Raw genomic sequence first — 16,394 nt, forward strand, 5'->3', positions numbered from 1 at the left:
TAAAATATGGTTGTTCTTATCTGATAGAAGCGCCCATGGAGTAAGCTTTTTCCAAAGCGGTATGCCCCTGCATCTGATTGGGGTCATCCACACCGCCTGCAAAGACAACGCCGGCCAGCCGCGCTTTTTCGTAGCAGTCAATCCAGCCCTCCAGGCTGCTGATGGCTCTTTTATCAGTGCCTTCTTCTTCCTCTGCGGCAGTGGAAAGCAGATAAATATCGCGGAACGCATAATCAGAGGAATAAAGTGCATTGGCCCGGTCAATCAGGGTTTTCATCTGACCGCTGATATCATAGTAATAGATAGGGGTTGCCCATACGATTACATCTGCCTGCTGCATTTTCTCTGTAATGGGGGCAGCGTCGTCAGAAATGACACACTTATGCAGTTTCTGACAGGCCAGACAGCCTTTACAGAATGCAATCTGCTTATCCCTTAAAGTGATTTGTTCCACTACATTTCCTGCAGCTTCGGCCCCTTCGGCAAAGGCATGAGCCAGAGTTTCCGAATTGCTCTGATTTCTCAGGCTGGTACTGATAATAAGAACTTTCTTAGACATACAAAAACCTCCTGTTTTTTTATTGACATTGCTGTCTATCTGTGTTATTTCTTTTGCTATATAGAATAATCCTTGAAGTAAACTCTAAGTCAAGAACTTTTTTCAGATTTTAATCGGAGGAGGCGCAATATGTTTGGATTTGGAAGGAAAAAACCGAAAACCTTATGGATTTCCATGCAGGACATTTTGAAGATTATGCGGGAGGATTATGAGAAAGAGAGTACCTTTGAACTCATAGATTTTTGTTACAAGGGTACCGTACACCGTATGGGCTCCTGTACCATTCCTCTGGACGAGGAACCGCGGAAAGAAGACATTCGTTTTGTGTTTGATGAGGATGTCTATGGGACACTGGAAGAGTTTCTGCAGTATGTCCGGCTGGAAGGTATGACACTTGTGGAAATGGAGGAGGACGTGGAGGTTTTGCAGGCCGGAATTGTAGGCGGGGAGACACTGCTGAGTTCTCCGTGGGGAGAGAACAGGCTTAGTGCGCATGCAAAAAACAAGTAAAAGCAGATTTACTTTTTAAGAAATTTATGGTATATTGTAAGCAGTTTTGAAAAAAGGAGGCGCACAAATGGGCTGGAAAACACCTTATTTGATGATTCAAAAAGGAAACTTTTTTGGTGTTCAGGCTATAAGTGCGCCCATTTTTAGGAATATTTGTCTGAAAACTCGTTGAGTTTTGTCGTTTTCAACTCTAAAAGTGGGCATCATTCTACAAAATATAAGAAAAGAGTGGTGCAATATGAATATCAAAAAACAACTTCAGAATTTATATCTTTATGAAATTATCAGCGGACTTCAAATTGTAGATGCAGTATGGGTTTTACTCCTTTTGAGCCGGGGCTTTTCTCTGGCCCAGACAGGGATTGCAGAAGGATTCTTTCATGTGGTCAGTATGTGCTGTGAAATCCCAAGTGGTATGCTTTCGGATATGATAGGGCGGAAAAAGACACTGATTCTGGCAGGTCTTGTATCGGCTGCAGGTTCCTTGTGCATGATTGCCACAGACTGGTTTGGCGTGATTTTAGTTGCCATGGGTCTGAATGCGTTCAGCTATAATCTGGTATCCGGTACAAGGGAAGCGTTGACTTATGACAGTCTTTTGGAAAGCGGACAGGAAGAACGGTATTTGAAGGTGTCGTGCATACAGGAAAACATTTATCTTGGAGTTTTCGCGCTGACGAATCTGCTCACGGTAGTCACGGTGACGCTGGGGTATCGAAAAGCCTATCTTATTTCTGTGGTACAGGGACTTCTGTGTTCTGCTGTAGCCTGGCGGCTTTCAGAAACAAAAATCGGAAGAGAAAAAAAGAAAGAAAAGCTGACACTGGCTGATATGGGAAGGGAACTTAAAAATTATTCTGTGGAGAGTATAAGATTTTTAGTTGAAAATTCTCTGGTTTGCAGGCGTATGCTGGTTTGCGGTGCTGTTTCTGCCGGATGCTATATTGTCTATATGATGATGCAGGAGCATTTGGTAGAGTGCGGATTAAGCGCTAAATGGGTTGGAATTCCGCTGCTGGTTCTTTCGCTTTTCAGTATGGCAGGGGCAACTCTGGGAGAAAAAATGGGAAGGGTAAATTTGAGAAAACTGCTGTTTTTTGGCGGTTTGCTGACCTGTCTTTTTATCTCTGCAAGCGGCAGTTCTGTATTGATAGTTTCTGTTCTGGCAGCAGGACTTGCTCATGGGCTTGAGGAAATGTTGATGCTGCGTATAGAAAATGAAAATCAGAAGATGTTTTCCAGCGAAATACGTGCTACAATGGTATCAGTAAGCAGTATGCTGTACAGTGTGTTTATGGTTGTATTAAGTCCGGTGGCCGGATGGATAGCCAAAGAATATTCCATTGCAGCAGCTTTTACAGGACTTGGTATATTTGCGGCAGGTATGGTGTGCGTATTTGTTTTATGGGAGAGAAAGGAGTAATGTATGATACAGGTGAATTTTTCCCAGGTTGTAAATAAGGCAGAAAAGGAGAAGTGCAAATTTGCAGTCATTGTTTCCAGATATAACGGACAATGGGTGTTTTGCAGGCATAAAGACAGAACAACCTATGAATGCCCAGGTGGACACCGGGAAGTACAGGAAGATATTTTAGATACTGCAAGAAGAGAATTGTATGAGGAAACGGGGGCGGTAGAATATGAACTTTCCGTTGTGGGGATTTATTCTGTAAAGCAGGAAGAAAGGGAAGATTTCGGCCTGTTATGTAGATGTGAAATTCTGGAGTTTGAAGAAATTCCGGAAGAATCAGAGATAAAAGAAATTCGGCTTTTTAAAGATTTGCCGACGGGCTGGACGTATCCGGAAATACAGCCGGTATTATTGGAGAAAGCTTATGGTCTCCGTTAAGTATAAAGATATTTCTGGCTTTTTCAAAGATACGCAGGAATCCTTTCTTTGGTCTTGTAAGCAGGGGATTATGGGGAATTTTTATGCCAGAGAGAGAAACTTTAAATCTCTTATGGCTGTGTTGGGAGACTTCACATTTTTCGACGGAGAACCGGACAGGGCGTTGGTGGAATATCTGCCAAAGGAGAGCAAACCAGAGTTTCGAATTCTGGTTCCACCGGATGAAGCGTGGGGGAGGCTCATTGAGGACTGTTACCGGGGGCGAAGCCGGAAAATTATGCGTTACCGCATGAAAAAGGAGCCGAATACTTTTGATACAGACAGCCTGAAACGAGTGGCCCGGCTTCCAAAAGGGTATACTTTTAAGTGGATAGAGGAAGAATTTTACAATCGGTGCAGAGAAGAAGAATGGAGCCGGGATTTTACGGCTCAGTTTGCTGATTATGAGAGTTTTTGTACCTTTGGAATGGGGGTGTTGGCTCTAAAAGGGGAAGAGCTTGTTTCCGGGGCGTCTTCGTATTCAGCCTGGAAGGGCGGCATTGAAATAGAAGTGGATACCAAAGAGGAATATCGAAGGCAAGGGCTGGCCTCTGCCTGCTGTGCCCGACTGATATTGGCTTGTCTGGAAACAGGGCGATATCCCTCTTGGGACGCCCACACCGAAAATTCTCTGGCACTTTCAGAAAAGCTGGGGTATCATTTGGACTGTCCTTATACAGCGTATGAAATATATGGGGAAGGAAGTAAAATCTAGGGAGAAGGTGGCGTATGCTTGTTCTATGGACGTTGTTTGCAGTACCTGTTATAGGAACAGGGATTCTTTTACATCGGAAATTGCAGGATTGGGAAAAGAAAGATTGGAATATTTTGCCGAAATGTTTGTCTACCTGGATGGTCGTATTTACCGGAGTATGGGGACTCTGCCAGACAGAAGATATGCATACAATGGGAAAGCAGTGGATTTTGTCTGCACTGCTGTTGTTTCTTCTGGCAGACGCCTTGCTGAAAGTGAAATTTTTCTGGGGAATGGGCGCCTTTGCAGCAGGACATATATTTTTGATAGGCTGGATTTTGTCCAAAAGCAGATTCTATCTGGCGGAAATTATTCTTTGGCTGATACTTATGGGGATTTGCCTGTTTCTTTTCCGGGAAGAAGTAAAAGGTGCGAGGGAAAATCCAAAACAGTATGCCATGTTGTTGTATCCTGCTGTTTTGATGGGAATGACAGTGCTGGCTCTTTCTCTGCCTTTCCGTTTGGGAAAGGAGTACGGGTGGATAGCTTTGGGGGCAGGCTTGTTTGCAGTTTCCGATATGATGGTGGGAAAAAGTTTTTTCCACGAGCAGACAAAAGGGATTCACTATCTGGCGCTTGGGCTGTATTATAGCGGAATTTACTGCTTTGCGCTTATGATGTGGATGTGATTTCGTTTTTACGTTTAAGGGATAGGGAAAGGAGTATGCAATGACAAAAGAAAAGTTAAGTCGGGCTGTATATAAAAGCCCGGTAGGAGAATTGCTTATTGTATGTACAGAAACAGCATTGCTGTCTTTGGGGGTTCGGAAAGAGCAGGAATCTGCAGAGGATAAAGAAAATAACCCTGTTGTCCAACAGACCATCAAAGAGTTGGAGGAATATTTTGCCGGAAACCGGAAGGTATTTACTGTGCCTTTAGATTTGCGGGGAACAGAATTCCAGAAAAAAGTCTGGGAAGCTTTGAGAGAAATTCCTTATGGGGAGACCCGTTCCTACAAAGAGATAGCAGAAAAAATTGGAAATCCCAAAGCCAGCAGAGCTGTAGGCATGGCGAATCATCGGAATCCCATTGGGATTGTGGTTCCCTGTCATCGTGTGGTTGGCGCAAATGGAAAACTAACCGGTTATGCAGGCGGTATTCCCATGAAACAGGCCCTTTTGGAGTTGGAAAAACCAATGTAAAGGCAGGTGGGATTATACCCAGGGAATTAAAATTCCATGGACACTATAAAGTTTTCAAGAATAAGAAAAGGCCCTATGACGAAGCTGCCGGAAAAAGCAGCGGCGTCACAGGGTCTTTATTTGGTGAAATCAGTCGTTTTTTGCCAGTTGGATACCGGAAATGTCGGGCTCTATCATCAGGGAATAGTTGGTATAATACACCACGAATCCGGGTTTTGAGCTGTTTGGCTTTTTCACATGTTTCTTCTGAATATAGTCGATTTCCACTTTGGGAGCTGTGCGTCCGCTGGAGTAGTAGGCAGCCAGTCGTCCTGCTTCTTCAAACGTTCTGTCCGGCAGTTCTTCGTTGTTGCTTTTGACAATAACATGGGAGCCCGCCATTTTCTTTGCGTGGAACCACCAGTCATTGCCGGTGGCAAACTTAAAGGTCAGCTCTTCGTTCTGGTAGTTATTTTTTCCTACATAAATATGATAGCCGTCACTGGAAATATAGTGAAGAGGCTTGGATTTTTCCAGGGCTTTTTTCTTTTTGGTGTAATGCTTTTTAATATAACCGCACTCGGTCAGTTCTTCTTTAATCTGGGACAGGTCGCTTTCTGTCAGTGCAATATCCAGAGCCGTGCTGACAGACTCCAAATGCAGGATTTCTTCATGGGTTTCTTTTAACTGTTCTTCCAAAGCCTGGGCAGTTCGTTTCAGTTTGTTATAACGGTCAAAATATTTCTTGGCATTTTCCTGGGGTGTCAGAGTATTGTCCAGCGGAATGGTAATCTCTTCGTTGGTGTAGTAATTCAAAGCCTGGAAGGATTTGCAGCCGCTTTCCAGATTGTAGCCGTAGGTATTAATCAGCTCCCCATAGACTTTGTACTTATCCATTTTCTCTGTATCTTTCATCTGCTTTGTCTGCAAATCGTATTTTTTGCGGTTGCGTTCCAAAGCGGTCTGGACAATTCGGCGCAGGTCGGCGGATTTCTGGCGGATTCGGGTAATCTGGTCTTTTTGTGCGTAGTATTGTTCCAACACAGTGGATATGGAAGGAAAGTCTCTTTTTTCCGCTGTGGTGTACTTAGTCAGAGGAATAGCTGCATATTCCAGAGGTTCCCCTTTTTCATTGTATACAATATTAGGTTGAAAATCGCCGTTTTTTATATCCTCCATGACACGGGTGAAGGTGTGAAACAGGTGTTCCCGTGCAGTTTCGCTGAGGGCCTGGGGAGAGAGACTTCCGTCCACAGAAGCGCGAAAACAGATTTCCTCAGCAATACAGGGGCTGATACCTGTCAGGGAGGTATAAATTCCTTTGGCTATGGCCGTAGGTTTGGTATATACCATGCTGTAAAAGGTTTCCTGGGTCATGGTCAGTGGATTTGCTTTCTCCTGAGTTTTTGGAAGAAAATAGTCTCTTCCGGGCAGAACTTCCCGGACAGAACTGACATTACAGGACACATGCTTGATACTGTCCAGAATCATGCGATTTTCATTCAGGAAAATAATATTGCTGTGTTTGCCCATGATTTCTACAACCAGAGTTTTAAAACACAAATCCCCCAGTTCGTTTAAATGTTCGATGCGAAATTCAATGGCACGCTCCATGTCCGGTTGGGTTACTGCCGTGATTTTTCCGTTTCCCACATGCTTTCTCAAAAGCATACAGAAATTGGGCGCCGTTAAGGGACTGGTTTTGTTCCTATCTGTAAAATAGATAAGCGGAAGAGAAGCACTGGCAGAAATCAGAAGCCGGTACTGGGTTTTATTGTTCTTTATGGTAATCAGCAGCTCGTCAGGTTCGGGCTGGGCAATTTTGTTGATTTTTCCGCCAACAATGGTTTCATTAAATTCTTTCACCATGCCGGCAATGGTAATTCCGTCAAAAGCCATAATGAGTCTCCTTTCTTTTGAATATGCAAAAGGCATATGAATTAAAGTTCATTCTATCATAAATTTCCACCATAAGCAAAAAAATATTTGACGGCTCTTGGGGATTGGCTTATAATAACCATGTATGTTTATGCCTTACGGTAAATCAAAGACATAAGAAAGAGTTCAGAGATGATAAAGAGCATGACCGGCTTTGGCAGAGCCGAATTGTTAGACGAAGAAAAGAAAATTACAGTGGAAATGAAGTCTGTTAATCACCGCTATCTGGACGTAAATATGAGAATGCCCAAGAAATTCAGCATTTTTGAGGCTTCTATCCGTTCTCTTTTAAAGGAGTACATTCAGAGGGGAAAGGTGGACTTATTCATTACCTGTGAAGACTATACCCAGGGCAGAATGGCTGTGAAATACAACCGGGATATTGCGGCACAGTACATGGAATGTCTGCGGCAGATAGGCGAGGACTTTGAGTTGGACGAAGAAGTGGACGCTGCTGCGCTTTCCAGATATCCGGAAGTTCTGACCATGGAAGAACATGAAAGCGACGAAAAGGAACTCTGGAGTTCGTTGGAAAATACCATTCGCAGGGCAGCAGAGCAGTTTGTGGAGACCAGAAGCCAGGAAGGTGCCCATTTGAGACGGGATATTCTGGAAAAACTGGCGGACATGGACGAAAAGGTTGCCGGGGTGGAGAAAAGATACCCGGATATTATTAAAGAATACAGAGAAAAACTGGAGACAAAGGTCAGAGAACTGCTGGCGGATACGCATATCGAAGAGAGCCGCATTGCCGCAGAGGTGGTACTTTTTGCAGATAAAATCTGTACGGATGAGGAAACGGTACGCCTGAAAAGCCACATTGCACATATGGGGCAGGTGCTTTCAGAAGATGACGGCATTGGCAGAAAGCTGGATTTTATTGCCCAGGAAATGAACCGGGAAGCAAACACAATTCTGTCTAAGGCGAATGACTTGGAAACCTCCAATTTGGCCATTGATTTGAAGACGGAAATCGAAAAAATCCGGGAACAGATTCAAAATATTGAATAAAGGCAGGAAAAGCAATGGCAAAGCTTTTAAATATCGGATTCGGAAATGTTGTGAATATGGATAAGATAGTAGCTGTGGTAAGCCCGGACGCGGCCCCCATTAAGAGACTGGTGCAGGCGGCTAAAGAGTCGGGGCGGTCTGTAGACGCGACCCAGGGCCGAAAGACCAAGGCCGTGCTGATTACAGACGGAGATATGCTGGTGCTGTCTGCCCTGCAGCCGGAAACCATAGCAAAGCGTTTTGGTACATTTTCAGAAAATGAAGCAAAAGGGGAATATGATGGCTGATAAAGGAATTTTAGTAGTGGTATCCGGATTTTCCGGTGCCGGAAAAGGAACACTGATGAAACGTCTGCTGGAAAAGTATGACAATTATGCGTTGTCTGTGTCTGCGACCACCAGAGCGCCAAGACCGGGAGAAGAACACGGCAGGGAATATTTTTTCCATACAAAGCAGGAATTTGAAGAATTGATTCTGCAGGACGCTCTGATAGAGTATGCCCAGTATGTGGACAATTATTACGGAACGCCTAAGGCTTACGTGGAGAAGCAGTTAAATGCGGGAAAAGATGTGATTCTGGAAATTGAAATCCAGGGTGCGTTAAAGGTGAAGGAAAAAATGCCGGAAACCCTTCTGCTTTTTGTAACTCCGCCAAGTGCCCAGGAATTGAAACGCCGTCTGATTAACCGAGGCACAGAGAGTCTGGAAGTCATTGAGTCCAGGCTGGCCAGAGCAGCAGAAGAGGCAGAGGGAATGCCGAAATATGACTATATTTTGATTAACGATGAGATTGAAGAGTGCGTAGATACCATGCACAGCATTATTCAGAGCCAGCATGACACGGTCAAAAACCGTGAGTCTTTTATAGAGAAAATGACAGAGGAAGTTGCTGTATTTAAGAAAGGAGAAGAAGTATGATACACCCATCTTACACAGAATTAATGGAAGCTATCAATGAAGGTGCAGAAATGGAGGACGAACCGTTAGTAACCAGCCGTTACTCCGTAGTGCTTGCTACCAGCAAAAGAGCAAGACAGCTTATTGCGGGAAAAGATGCCATGGTGCCAAGCTATGGGAAAAAGCCGCTTTCCACTGCTGTAGAAGAAATTTATAAGGGCAAGGTTCATATTCTGCCGGAAGACGCAGAATTGGAGGAAGAGCCTGCAACAGAAGAAGACACAACAGAAACAATGGAATAAGAAATAGAAAGGACTGCTGACCGGCTTTGGCGGCAGTCCTTTGTGCAATAAGGAGGATGCATGAGGAAAGTATTGTTTATTTCCCTGGGCTGCGACAAGAATCTGGCGGATTCGGAAGAAATGCTGGGAATACTGGTGGAAAATGGTTATGAAATTACCAATGACGAGACAGAGGCAGAGGTGATTGTAGTGAATACCTGTGCCTTTATTCATGATGCCAAGGAAGAAAGTGTCAACAGTATTCTGGAAATGGCGAAATATAAGGAAGAAGGGGTTTTAAAAGCCCTTTTGGTTACGGGATGTCTGGCTCAGCGGTACAAAGACGAAATTATGAAGGAAATCCCGGAGGTAGACGCAGTGCTGGGAACCACCAGCTATGACGGAATCATTACAGCTTTGGACAAGGTGTTTGAGGGAGAGCGGTATGAAGAGTTTAAGGATATCAATGTGCTTCCGGCAAACAGCAAGAAGAGAATGATTACCACCGGCGGATATTTTGAATATCTGAAAATCGCCGAAGGATGTGACAAGCGGTGTACTTACTGTATTATTCCAAAACTCCGGGGGAATTACAGAAGCGTGCCAATGGAGCAGCTGCTGTCCCAGGCTGCCTATCTGGCAGAGCAGGGTGTGAAAGAGCTGATTTTAGTGGCACAGGAAACAACGGTTTACGGAAAAGACCTTTACGGGGAGAAATCTCTGCACAAGCTGTTAAAAGAACTGTGCAAAATACCGGGGATTCAGTGGATTCGGATTCTTTACTGTTATCCGGAGGAAATTTATCCGGAACTCATACAGACTATGAAGGAAGAAACGAAAATCTGTCATTACCTGGATTTGCCCATTCAGCACTGCAGTGACCGGATTCTGAAAAGAATGGGAAGGAGAACCACCAAGCAGGAGCTCATAGACATTGTACAGACTCTGAGAAAAGAGATTCCTGACATCATTCTTAGAACCACACTGATTACCGGATTTCCGGGAGAGACGCAGGAAGACCACGAGGAACTGCTGGATTTCATTGACAAACTGGAATTTGACCGTCTGGGTGTTTTCACTTATTCTGCAGAAGAGGATACCCCTGCAGCCCTGATGCCGGACCAGATTGACGAGGAAGTGAAGCTGGACAGACAGGCGGAACTGATGGAACTGCAGCAGGAGATTTCCATGGATAAGGGAAATGATAAAATCGGCGCTGTGGTAGAAGTGATGATTGAAGGAAAGGTCGCAGATGAAAATGCCTATGTGGGACGTACTTACGGGGATGCGCCCAAGGTAGACGGCTATATTTTCGTGAACACAGATACGGAACTGATGTCAGGCGATTTTGCGCGCGTGCATGTCACAGGTGCGTTGGAGTATGATTTGATAGGAGAGTTGGAAGATGAATACACCGAATAAATTAACCATTGCGAGAGTCATTATGATTCCCTTTTTCGTAGCTTTTTTAATGTATGATATTACAGGAAGTGCAGACAAATGGATTGCCCTGGCTATTTTTGTCATTGCCAGCCTTACGGATACTCTGGACGGTTATCTGGCCAGAAAACACAATCTGGTAACAAATTTCGGCAAGTTTATGGACCCTCTGGCGGATAAGCTGCTGGTATGTTCTGCCCTGATTTGCTTTACCTCCACAGGACAGTTGGCAGCCTGGATTACCATTGTCATTATTGCAAGAGAATTTATCATCAGTGGTTTCCGTCTCATTGCGGCAGATAATGGCATTGTCATTGCGGCAAGCTACTGGGGCAAGTTTAAGACGGTTTCCCAGATGATTATGATTATTCTGATGATTATGGATATCCAGAATACGGTTTTCCAGGGGATTCTTACACTGTTTGTAGTCATTGCAGTGGCTCTGACGATTATTTCTCTGGTTGACTATATTGCAAAAAACAAAAGTGTACTGAGCATGCAGGATTAAAAGGGAGTGGAGAGCATGACTGCGGAACTGATTTTTATAGGAATGGATTTGCTGGAACAGGAAGCGGCCAAGGACGGCAGCCGGTATCTGGCTGAAAAGTGTAAACGATTTGGATTTTCTTTCAATGGGATAAGCCTTGTAAGAGAAGATAAAAAGCAGGTGACAGAGACTGTAAAGGCGGGGCTGAAACGTTCGGATTTGGTTTTTGTGTGTACGAAGACCGGGGAACTTTTGGAAGGTCTGCCAAAGACTCTGACACAGGAAAAGGGGCTGATTCTTCTTCCGCAGGAAGAGGAGAAAATGGCTGTAGTATTGGAAGAGAGGCTTGCCTGCTGTCTGGAAGAAAAACAGGCAGGGGCAGTCTGCTGTGACACTGTGAAGCTTTGTGGTCTGGAAGAAAAGGAAATTCGGGAAAAAATCAGAGACCTGCAGGAAGAAAAGCAAAATCCCGTGCTGCAAGTCTTTTCCTATCCGGGGGAGGTGCATATTTGTGCAGCGGCATACGGGGAAACCAAAAAGGCAGCTAAAAACCTTTTAAAACCGGTTATCCGGGAACTGAAGGTTCGTTTTGGAGCTGATATCTATACCACAGAGGAAAATAAAAATCTGGAAACCGCAGTGGTGGAGCTTCTGAAGAAGCAGGATTTGACGCTGACCACGGTAGAATCCTGTACAGGAGGCGCACTTGCCGCCAGAATTATCAATGTGCCGGGGGCTTCGGATGTGCTGAAACAGGGCTTTGTGACCTATTCCAATAAAGCGAAAAGAAAAGCGGTCAAGGTAAAGAAGCACACGCTGAAAAAGTACGGCGCTGTCAGTGAGCCCTGTGCCAGAGAAATGGCAAAGGGCGGCGCCTTTGCGTCTGGTGCAGATACGGCACTGTCGGTTACCGGATTTGCAGGTCCGGAGGGCGGTACAAAAGAATTTCCGGTAGGAACCGTGTTTATTGGCTGCACCGTGAAAGACCAGACAAGAGTAAAGGAATGCCATTTTACAGGAAACCGAAGCAGCGTAAGAGAACAGGCAGTCACCCAGGCTCTGGTGCTGCTCCGGGAGTGTATTCTGAAAAATTTTGAACAGAAAAGCGGAAAATAGTGGTTCAGCGCATCATTTTTATCAGTTGAAGCATACGGTCCATGCGCTGGATTTCTTCCTGGGATTTTCCGGCTTTTAGGACCTGAATGATAGTTTCCATTTCCTGAGAAGAAAACTGCAGGTTGCTTTCTTTGTTTCGGGAAGCGGCGGACATGAGAAAGGGCAGAAGCTCCTGTGGGCTTTTGCCCTTTCCCTGTTCTGCCAGTTGTCCCAGCATAGCCAGTTTGGACATATCCATGCCGGAAAGTTTGGGATTGTTCATCCAGGATTCGTTTTGATTATTCATAGCTATGTTCGCCTCCTTGCGCATACATGCCGTCCGTATGAAATTCCGGGGGCAGGGGTTTCTGGGACAGTTCCAACATCTGCAGCATTAAAAGTGTGTTAATCATATTGTTCAGTTTTTCTTTTGCAGGGCCGTGGCAGGCATTGCTGCAGGCTGTCAGCATTTCTACCGGGTCGCTTTTCTGTCTGGAACAGATTTCCATGTTTCCTTTGGAAGAATGGAAAAAATGTATGGTGTTCTGCAATTCCAGAAACTTGGCAAATACAGATACCACAGACTGCCCCGAAGACGGCAGATAGGGAAGCGCAGCCTTTAAAATCTGTACGGAATCTCCGTTTACCATCTCATCTAACAAATTCTGAGAATCCATATGCAGGCTCCAATTCTTGAGTTTCTATCACTATATGCGAAAAGAGGGTGGGATATGTTTCTGAACACAGAAATTTTTTCTGCATATCCTATTACGAAAGGAGAAATTTCCTATGAATGATGAAAAAACCAGATTGGTGGAGGAAGGCAACACCATTTATGAAATAGATTTGGAATGTATGCAAAGGAAACAGGAGCGGAACCGGAAGTGGGAAAGCAGAAAGAAAAGAATACAGCCGCCGAAAAAAATGCTTGACAAATCCCAAAATCCCCCTTATACTCTGTAACAAATTAAAACTTTAAACCGATGAATAAGAAGAGTAAGCAGAGATATTTGTTTTCAGAGAGCCGCGGATGGTGGGAGCGGGGCAGCAAGAGTTTTTGCTGAATGGACTTGTGAGGGCAGCTTGAAATCTTCAGGGAAGAGAGTAGACGCTGACGGGGAAACCAGCCCGTTATCCGTTGGGAATGTATGTCAGTACATGAAAGAGTGGTTTTGTGTCCGGCAGTTTCCATATGTTTAGGAAAGCGCCGGACACAGGCAATTTGGGTGGTACCGCAGAGGCAAAGAAGCCCCTGTCCCATTTGGAAATGATTCCAGTGGGGCAGGGGCTTTTTTCAATTCGAAATCCACAGGTGCTCTTTCTGAAAAAGGGAGGAAACAAAGATGTTAAAACCAGATTATGAAACCGCAAAAAAGTTTGCAGAGAAGTACTCCGTGCTTCCTCTTTACAGGGAACTGCAGGGAGACAGTACAACGCCTATTGCCATTTTGCGAAAGCTGTCGCAGAAAAAGAAGAGATATTTTCTGCTGGAAAGTGTGGAGGCACAGGAGCGGTGGGGCAGATATTCGTTTCTGGGATGTGACCCTGTCTGCCGGGTCACCTGCAAAAACGGAATTGTGAAGGTGGAAAGCAAAGGTGGGACAAAGACGGAAAGGACGGAAAAACCGCTGCATGTTTTACGGGAGATTTTAAGGGATTACCGTACGCCGGTATTTCCGGAACTGCCGCCTTTTACCGGAGGATTGGTGGGATATTTTGCATACTCTATGATAGGCTATGCAGAACCTGTTTTAAACATAAAAGAGAGTGCATTTGCGGATTTTGATTTGATGTTGTTTGACAAGGTGATGGCTTATGACCACCTGAAACAAAAAATTTTTGTTATTGTAAATGTGAAAACCAGACGGTTGGAGGAAAATTATGAGACAGCCGGGAAACAGATCGAGGAATTGTGCCAGCTGCTGCAGCGGGAGCTGCCGGAAGAAAAGCCGCGAGAGCCGGAAAACATTACTTTTACCTGCAATACAACAGAAGAAGAATATTGCAGGACTGTAGAAAAAACAAAAGCCTATATTCACAGCGGAGATATTTTTCAGGCAGTCATTTCCCGGCAGTTTGAGGGAACCATGAGGCAAAGTCTGTTTCCTGCCTATCGGATTTTGCGAACCACCAACCCTTCTCCCTATATGGTCTATCTGCACACAGAGGAGGAAGAACTGATGAGCACGTCCCCGGAAACCCTGGTGCGGCTGAAAAACGGCAGGCTGGTGACGTTTCCGGTGGCAGGTTCCAGACCCAGAGGGAAAACAACAGAGGAAGACCGGAGAATGGAGAGCGAACTTTTGCAGGATGAAAAGGAACTGGCAGAACACAATATGCTGGTGGATTTGGGCAGGAATGACCTGGGGAAAATCAGCAAATTTGAATCTGTAGAGGTCACAGAATATATGATGGTGCATAAATATTCAAAAATTATGCACATTTGCTCCCAGGTGGAAGGAAATATCCGGGAAGACAGGGATGCTTTTGACGCTATTGAGGCAGTTCTTCCGGCAGGAACCCTTTCCGGAGCGCCTAAAATCCGGGCCTGCCAGATTATTGAAGAACTGGAAAAGACACCCAGGGGCATTTACGGCGGCGCTTTAGGTTATATGGATTTTACCGGGAATATGGACACCTGTATTGCTATCCGCATGGCGGTGAAAAAGGGGGATACGGTTTATGTACAGGCAGGCGGCGGTATTGTGGCAGACAGTGTGCCAAAAAAGGAATATGAGGAATCCGCCAATAAGGCGGCGGCCGTTATGCAGGCAGTGATAAGGGCAGGAAAGGGGTTAGATATATGATTTTATTTATTGATAATTATGACAGTTTTACCTACAATCTGGTGCAGTATCTGGGGAGTCTGCAGCCAAACCTGGAAGTGGTGCGGAACGACAGGATTACCTTAAAGGAAATCGAAGAAAAAAATCCCACCCATATCATTTTGTCACCGGGACCGGGATATCCCAAAGACGCAGGTATCTGTGAAGAGGTTATCCGGCATTTTCAGGGGAAGATTCCCATTCTGGGAATTTGTCTGGGGCATCAGGCCATTTGTGAGGTATACGGCGGAGAGATTGCTCCTGCTTCCCATCTGATGCACGGGAAAACCAGTCAGATTTTTCCAAAGGGTGTAAGTCCTTTGTTTGAAGGAATAGATGGAGCATTTCGGGGAGCCAGATACCATTCGCTGGCGTTAAAGAGAGAAACCTTGCCGGATTGTCTGCGGGTGACGGCTTTGGCGGAGGACGGAGAGGTTATGGCCGTGGAGCACCGGGACTATCCGGTGTACGGACTGCAGTTTCACCCGGAATCCATACTTACGGAGCAGGGAATGAAATTTCTGGAAAACTTTTTAAAAATACAGGGAAGAAAGGAAAGAACGCTCATGATAAAGGAAGCCATTCACACACTGATGGACGGGAAAGATTTGGATTACGGCACCGCAAAGGCGGTTATGGAGGAGATGATGGAAGGCAGAGCCACACAGGCGCAGATGGGAGCTTTTTTGGCGGCGCTGCGGATGCAGGGGGAAAGTATTGACGAGATTACCGCTTTTGCAGAAGTCATGAGAGAAAAAGGCGTGAAAATCCGTCCCCAGAGAGAAGTCATGGACATTGTGGGAACCGGAGGGGACGAGGCGGGTACCTTTAATATTTCCACAACGGCAGCTTTTGTAGTGGCGGCGGGAGGGATTCCGGTGGCAAAGCACGGAAACCGCAGTGTGTCCAGCAAAAGTGGGGCAGCAGATGTACTGGAACATCTGGGGGCCAATGTTTCCCTGGACGCAAAGCAGAATGAAACGGTGCTGAACCAGACGGGGATGTGTTTTCTCTTTGCTCCGGTGTACCATTCTTCTATGAAGTATGCGGCTCCGGTGCGAAAAGAAATGGGAGTACGGACCGTTTTTAACATTCTGGGTCCTCTTTCCAATCCGGCGGCAGCCACCATGCAGCTTCTGGGCGTTTATGACAAAAAGCTGGCAGAGCCTCTTGCCCGGGTGCTGGGGAATCTGGGGGTAACCAGAGGGGTAGCTGTGTGCGGCGCAGACGGTTTGGACGAAATTACTTTGACAGGGGAAACACTGGTGTGCGAAATTCGTTTCGGAGAAATTACCAGCTACACCATTACCCCGGAACAGTTTGGACTGAAGCGGTGTACACTTTCTGAATTAACCGGAGGCAGCCCACAGGAAAACGCCCGGATTACCAGAGACATTCTGGAAGGGAAAGAGCGGGGGCCTAAAAGGGATGTGGTGCTGTTAAACGCAGGTATGAGCCTGTATCTGGGGATTGACGGCATTTCTCTTGAGGAGGGGATTCATATGGCAGGAGAGTTGATTGACAGTAAAAAAGCTCTGGCGAAACTGGAAGAATTTGTGGCGGCGACAGGAAAGTATGAGGAGTAGA

Annotated in this window: 20 protein-coding genes and 1 other annotated feature; of the genes, 16 read left to right on the top strand and 4 right to left on the bottom strand. The window is 45.5% G+C overall.

Going from position 1 to position 16,394, the window contains the following annotated elements:
* Window positions 1-16 precede the first annotated feature (16 nt).
* Entirely contained in the window at window positions 17-559 is a 543-nt protein-coding gene (locus tag WBS51_RS01650) for a flavodoxin family protein (RefSeq protein ID WP_173749987.1), read from the bottom strand.
* Window positions 560-688: 129 nt separating this feature from the next.
* Here WBS51_RS01650 and WBS51_RS01655 point away from each other — a divergent pair, with 129 nt between their 5' ends.
* From WBS51_RS01655 to WBS51_RS01680, 6 genes are all read left to right on the top strand, one after another.
* Window positions 689-1,069, top strand: coding sequence for a hypothetical protein (locus WBS51_RS01655; RefSeq protein ID WP_173749988.1), 381 nt, complete (start codon window positions 689-691; stop codon window positions 1,067-1,069).
* 238 nt (window positions 1,070-1,307) lie between these two features.
* On the top strand, window positions 1,308-2,492 hold the full coding sequence (locus WBS51_RS01660; protein WP_173749989.1) for an MFS transporter: 1,185 nt from the start codon (window positions 1,308-1,310) through the stop codon (window positions 2,490-2,492).
* Between the two features lie 3 nt (window positions 2,493-2,495).
* On the top strand, window positions 2,496-2,918 hold the full coding sequence (locus tag WBS51_RS01665) for an NUDIX hydrolase (RefSeq protein WP_173749990.1): 423 nt from the start codon (window positions 2,496-2,498) through the stop codon (window positions 2,916-2,918).
* A complete protein-coding gene (locus tag WBS51_RS01670) occupies window positions 2,905-3,672 on the top strand; it encodes a GNAT family N-acetyltransferase (protein WP_173749991.1) in 768 nt (255 codons plus the stop codon). Before WBS51_RS01665 ends, WBS51_RS01670 begins: the two co-directional genes overlap by 14 nt.
* A gap of 14 nt (window positions 3,673-3,686) precedes the next feature.
* Window positions 3,687-4,340 carry a lysoplasmalogenase family protein gene (locus tag WBS51_RS01675; RefSeq protein ID WP_173749992.1) on the top strand — a complete coding sequence of 218 codons (654 nt, stop codon included), beginning with the start codon at window positions 3,687-3,689 and terminating at the stop codon, window positions 4,338-4,340.
* Between the two features lie 40 nt (window positions 4,341-4,380).
* Window positions 4,381-4,854, top strand: a complete 474-nt coding sequence (locus tag WBS51_RS01680; RefSeq protein WP_173749993.1) for a methylated-DNA--[protein]-cysteine S-methyltransferase — start codon at window positions 4,381-4,383, stop codon at window positions 4,852-4,854.
* A gap of 129 nt (window positions 4,855-4,983) precedes the next feature.
* On the opposite strand, the gene WBS51_RS01685 is transcribed toward WBS51_RS01680, so the two are convergent.
* Entirely contained in the window at window positions 4,984-6,732 is a 1,749-nt protein-coding gene (locus tag WBS51_RS01685) for an Rqc2 family fibronectin-binding protein (protein ID WP_173749994.1), read from the bottom strand.
* Window positions 6,733-6,903: 171 nt separating this feature from the next.
* Here WBS51_RS01685 and WBS51_RS01690 point away from each other — a divergent pair, with 171 nt between their 5' ends.
* Genes WBS51_RS01690 through WBS51_RS01720 form a run of 7 tightly spaced genes read left to right on the top strand, consistent with a single transcriptional unit; the run spans window position 6,904 to window position 12,003 of the window.
* Window positions 6,904-7,782 (top strand): YicC/YloC family endoribonuclease, encoded by an 879-nt coding sequence (locus WBS51_RS01690; protein ID WP_173749995.1) that lies wholly within the window; start codon window positions 6,904-6,906, stop codon window positions 7,780-7,782.
* Between the two features lie 14 nt (window positions 7,783-7,796).
* Window positions 7,797-8,069, top strand: a complete 273-nt coding sequence (locus WBS51_RS01695; RefSeq protein WP_173749996.1) for a DUF370 domain-containing protein — start codon at window positions 7,797-7,799, stop codon at window positions 8,067-8,069.
* Window positions 8,062-8,700: a guanylate kinase gene (gmk, locus tag WBS51_RS01700; RefSeq protein ID WP_173749997.1), complete on the top strand. Its 639-nt coding sequence runs from the start codon at window positions 8,062-8,064 to the stop codon at window positions 8,698-8,700. Before WBS51_RS01695 ends, gmk begins: the two co-directional genes overlap by 8 nt.
* Window positions 8,697-8,981: a DNA-directed RNA polymerase subunit omega gene (gene rpoZ / locus WBS51_RS01705; RefSeq protein ID WP_173749998.1), complete on the top strand. Its 285-nt coding sequence runs from the start codon at window positions 8,697-8,699 to the stop codon at window positions 8,979-8,981. The genes gmk and rpoZ overlap by 4 nt, the downstream gene beginning before the upstream one ends.
* 60 nt (window positions 8,982-9,041) lie before the next feature.
* The gene (gene rimO, locus WBS51_RS01710) at window positions 9,042-10,382 is read left to right on the top strand and encodes a 30S ribosomal protein S12 methylthiotransferase RimO (RefSeq protein ID WP_173749999.1); all 1,341 of its coding nucleotides are present in this window, start codon (window positions 9,042-9,044) and stop codon (window positions 10,380-10,382) included.
* Window positions 10,366-10,908, top strand: a complete 543-nt coding sequence (gene pgsA / locus WBS51_RS01715) for a CDP-diacylglycerol--glycerol-3-phosphate 3-phosphatidyltransferase (RefSeq protein WP_173750000.1) — start codon at window positions 10,366-10,368, stop codon at window positions 10,906-10,908. Before rimO ends, pgsA begins: the two co-directional genes overlap by 17 nt.
* 15 nt (window positions 10,909-10,923) lie before the next feature.
* Complete coding sequence (locus tag WBS51_RS01720) at window positions 10,924-12,003, top strand: nicotinamide-nucleotide amidohydrolase family protein (RefSeq protein WP_173750001.1); 1,080 nt, start codon at window positions 10,924-10,926, stop codon at window positions 12,001-12,003.
* Between the two features lie 4 nt (window positions 12,004-12,007).
* On the opposite strand, the gene WBS51_RS01725 is transcribed toward WBS51_RS01720, so the two are convergent.
* Together WBS51_RS01725 and WBS51_RS01730 are read right to left on the bottom strand one after the other, a co-directional pair.
* Complete coding sequence (locus WBS51_RS01725) at window positions 12,008-12,289, bottom strand: hypothetical protein (RefSeq protein ID WP_173750002.1); 282 nt, start codon at window positions 12,287-12,289, stop codon at window positions 12,008-12,010.
* A complete protein-coding gene (locus tag WBS51_RS01730; RefSeq protein WP_173750003.1) occupies window positions 12,282-12,659 on the bottom strand; it encodes a hypothetical protein in 378 nt (125 codons plus the stop codon). The genes WBS51_RS01725 and WBS51_RS01730 overlap by 8 nt, the downstream gene beginning before the upstream one ends.
* Before the next feature lie 112 nt (window positions 12,660-12,771).
* On the opposite strand from WBS51_RS01730, the gene WBS51_RS01735 reads away from it, so the two are divergent.
* The 3 genes from WBS51_RS01735 (at window position 12,772) to WBS51_RS01745 (ending at window position 16,393) form a co-directional block, all read left to right on the top strand.
* The gene (locus WBS51_RS01735; RefSeq protein WP_173749962.1) at window positions 12,772-12,945 is read left to right on the top strand and encodes a hypothetical protein; all 174 of its coding nucleotides are present in this window, start codon (window positions 12,772-12,774) and stop codon (window positions 12,943-12,945) included.
* Between the two features lie 11 nt (window positions 12,946-12,956).
* Window positions 12,957-13,245: a binding site (T-box leader), on the top strand.
* An 80-nt stretch (window positions 13,246-13,325) separates the two neighbouring features.
* The gene (gene trpE, locus WBS51_RS01740) at window positions 13,326-14,789 is read left to right on the top strand and encodes an anthranilate synthase component I (RefSeq protein ID WP_173750004.1); all 1,464 of its coding nucleotides are present in this window, start codon (window positions 13,326-13,328) and stop codon (window positions 14,787-14,789) included.
* Window positions 14,786-16,393 carry a bifunctional anthranilate synthase component II/anthranilate phosphoribosyltransferase gene (locus tag WBS51_RS01745; protein WP_173750005.1) on the top strand — a complete coding sequence of 536 codons (1,608 nt, stop codon included), beginning with the start codon at window positions 14,786-14,788 and terminating at the stop codon, window positions 16,391-16,393. Before trpE ends, WBS51_RS01745 begins: the two co-directional genes overlap by 4 nt.
* The last annotated feature ends 1 nt before the right edge of the window (window position 16,394 follow it).

It is taken from the genome of Blautia acetica (assembly GCF_038739805.1).
Taxonomy (GTDB): domain Bacteria; phylum Bacillota; class Clostridia; order Lachnospirales; family Lachnospiraceae; genus Blautia.

What these genes read in the sequence shown, in the direction of transcription:
- WBS51_RS01675 (WP_173749992.1), top strand. Translation starts at nt 3,687, where the DNA reads ATGCTTGTTCTATGGACGTTGTTTGCAGTACCTGTTATAGGAACAGGG.
- rimO (WP_173749999.1), top strand. Translation starts at nt 9,042, where the DNA reads ATGAGGAAAGTATTGTTTATTTCCCTGGGCTGCGACAAGAATCTGGCG.
- WBS51_RS01665 (WP_173749990.1), top strand. Translation starts at nt 2,496, where the DNA reads ATGATACAGGTGAATTTTTCCCAGGTTGTAAATAAGGCAGAAAAGGAG.
- WBS51_RS01720 (WP_173750001.1), top strand. Translation starts at nt 10,924, where the DNA reads ATGACTGCGGAACTGATTTTTATAGGAATGGATTTGCTGGAACAGGAA.
- WBS51_RS01685 (WP_173749994.1), bottom strand. Translation starts at nt 6,732, where the DNA reads ATGGCTTTTGACGGAATTACCATTGCCGGCATGGTGAAAGAATTTAAT.
- pgsA (WP_173750000.1), top strand. Translation starts at nt 10,366, where the DNA reads ATGAATACACCGAATAAATTAACCATTGCGAGAGTCATTATGATTCCC.
- WBS51_RS01725 (WP_173750002.1), bottom strand. Translation starts at nt 12,289, where the DNA reads ATGAATAATCAAAACGAATCCTGGATGAACAATCCCAAACTTTCCGGC.
- gmk (WP_173749997.1), top strand. Translation starts at nt 8,062, where the DNA reads ATGGCTGATAAAGGAATTTTAGTAGTGGTATCCGGATTTTCCGGTGCC.
- WBS51_RS01650 (WP_173749987.1), bottom strand. Translation starts at nt 559, where the DNA reads ATGTCTAAGAAAGTTCTTATTATCAGTACCAGCCTGAGAAATCAGAGC.
- WBS51_RS01690 (WP_173749995.1), top strand. Translation starts at nt 6,904, where the DNA reads ATGATAAAGAGCATGACCGGCTTTGGCAGAGCCGAATTGTTAGACGAA.
- rpoZ (WP_173749998.1), top strand. Translation starts at nt 8,697, where the DNA reads ATGATACACCCATCTTACACAGAATTAATGGAAGCTATCAATGAAGGT.
- WBS51_RS01680 (WP_173749993.1), top strand. Translation starts at nt 4,381, where the DNA reads ATGACAAAAGAAAAGTTAAGTCGGGCTGTATATAAAAGCCCGGTAGGA.
- WBS51_RS01660 (WP_173749989.1), top strand. Translation starts at nt 1,308, where the DNA reads ATGAATATCAAAAAACAACTTCAGAATTTATATCTTTATGAAATTATC.
- WBS51_RS01655 (WP_173749988.1), top strand. Translation starts at nt 689, where the DNA reads ATGTTTGGATTTGGAAGGAAAAAACCGAAAACCTTATGGATTTCCATG.
- WBS51_RS01745 (WP_173750005.1), top strand. Translation starts at nt 14,786, where the DNA reads ATGATTTTATTTATTGATAATTATGACAGTTTTACCTACAATCTGGTG.
- WBS51_RS01695 (WP_173749996.1), top strand. Translation starts at nt 7,797, where the DNA reads ATGGCAAAGCTTTTAAATATCGGATTCGGAAATGTTGTGAATATGGAT.
- WBS51_RS01670 (WP_173749991.1), top strand. Translation starts at nt 2,905, where the DNA reads ATGGTCTCCGTTAAGTATAAAGATATTTCTGGCTTTTTCAAAGATACG.
- trpE (WP_173750004.1), top strand. Translation starts at nt 13,326, where the DNA reads ATGTTAAAACCAGATTATGAAACCGCAAAAAAGTTTGCAGAGAAGTAC.
- WBS51_RS01730 (WP_173750003.1), bottom strand. Translation starts at nt 12,659, where the DNA reads ATGGATTCTCAGAATTTGTTAGATGAGATGGTAAACGGAGATTCCGTA.
- WBS51_RS01735 (WP_173749962.1), top strand. Translation starts at nt 12,772, where the DNA reads ATGAATGATGAAAAAACCAGATTGGTGGAGGAAGGCAACACCATTTAT.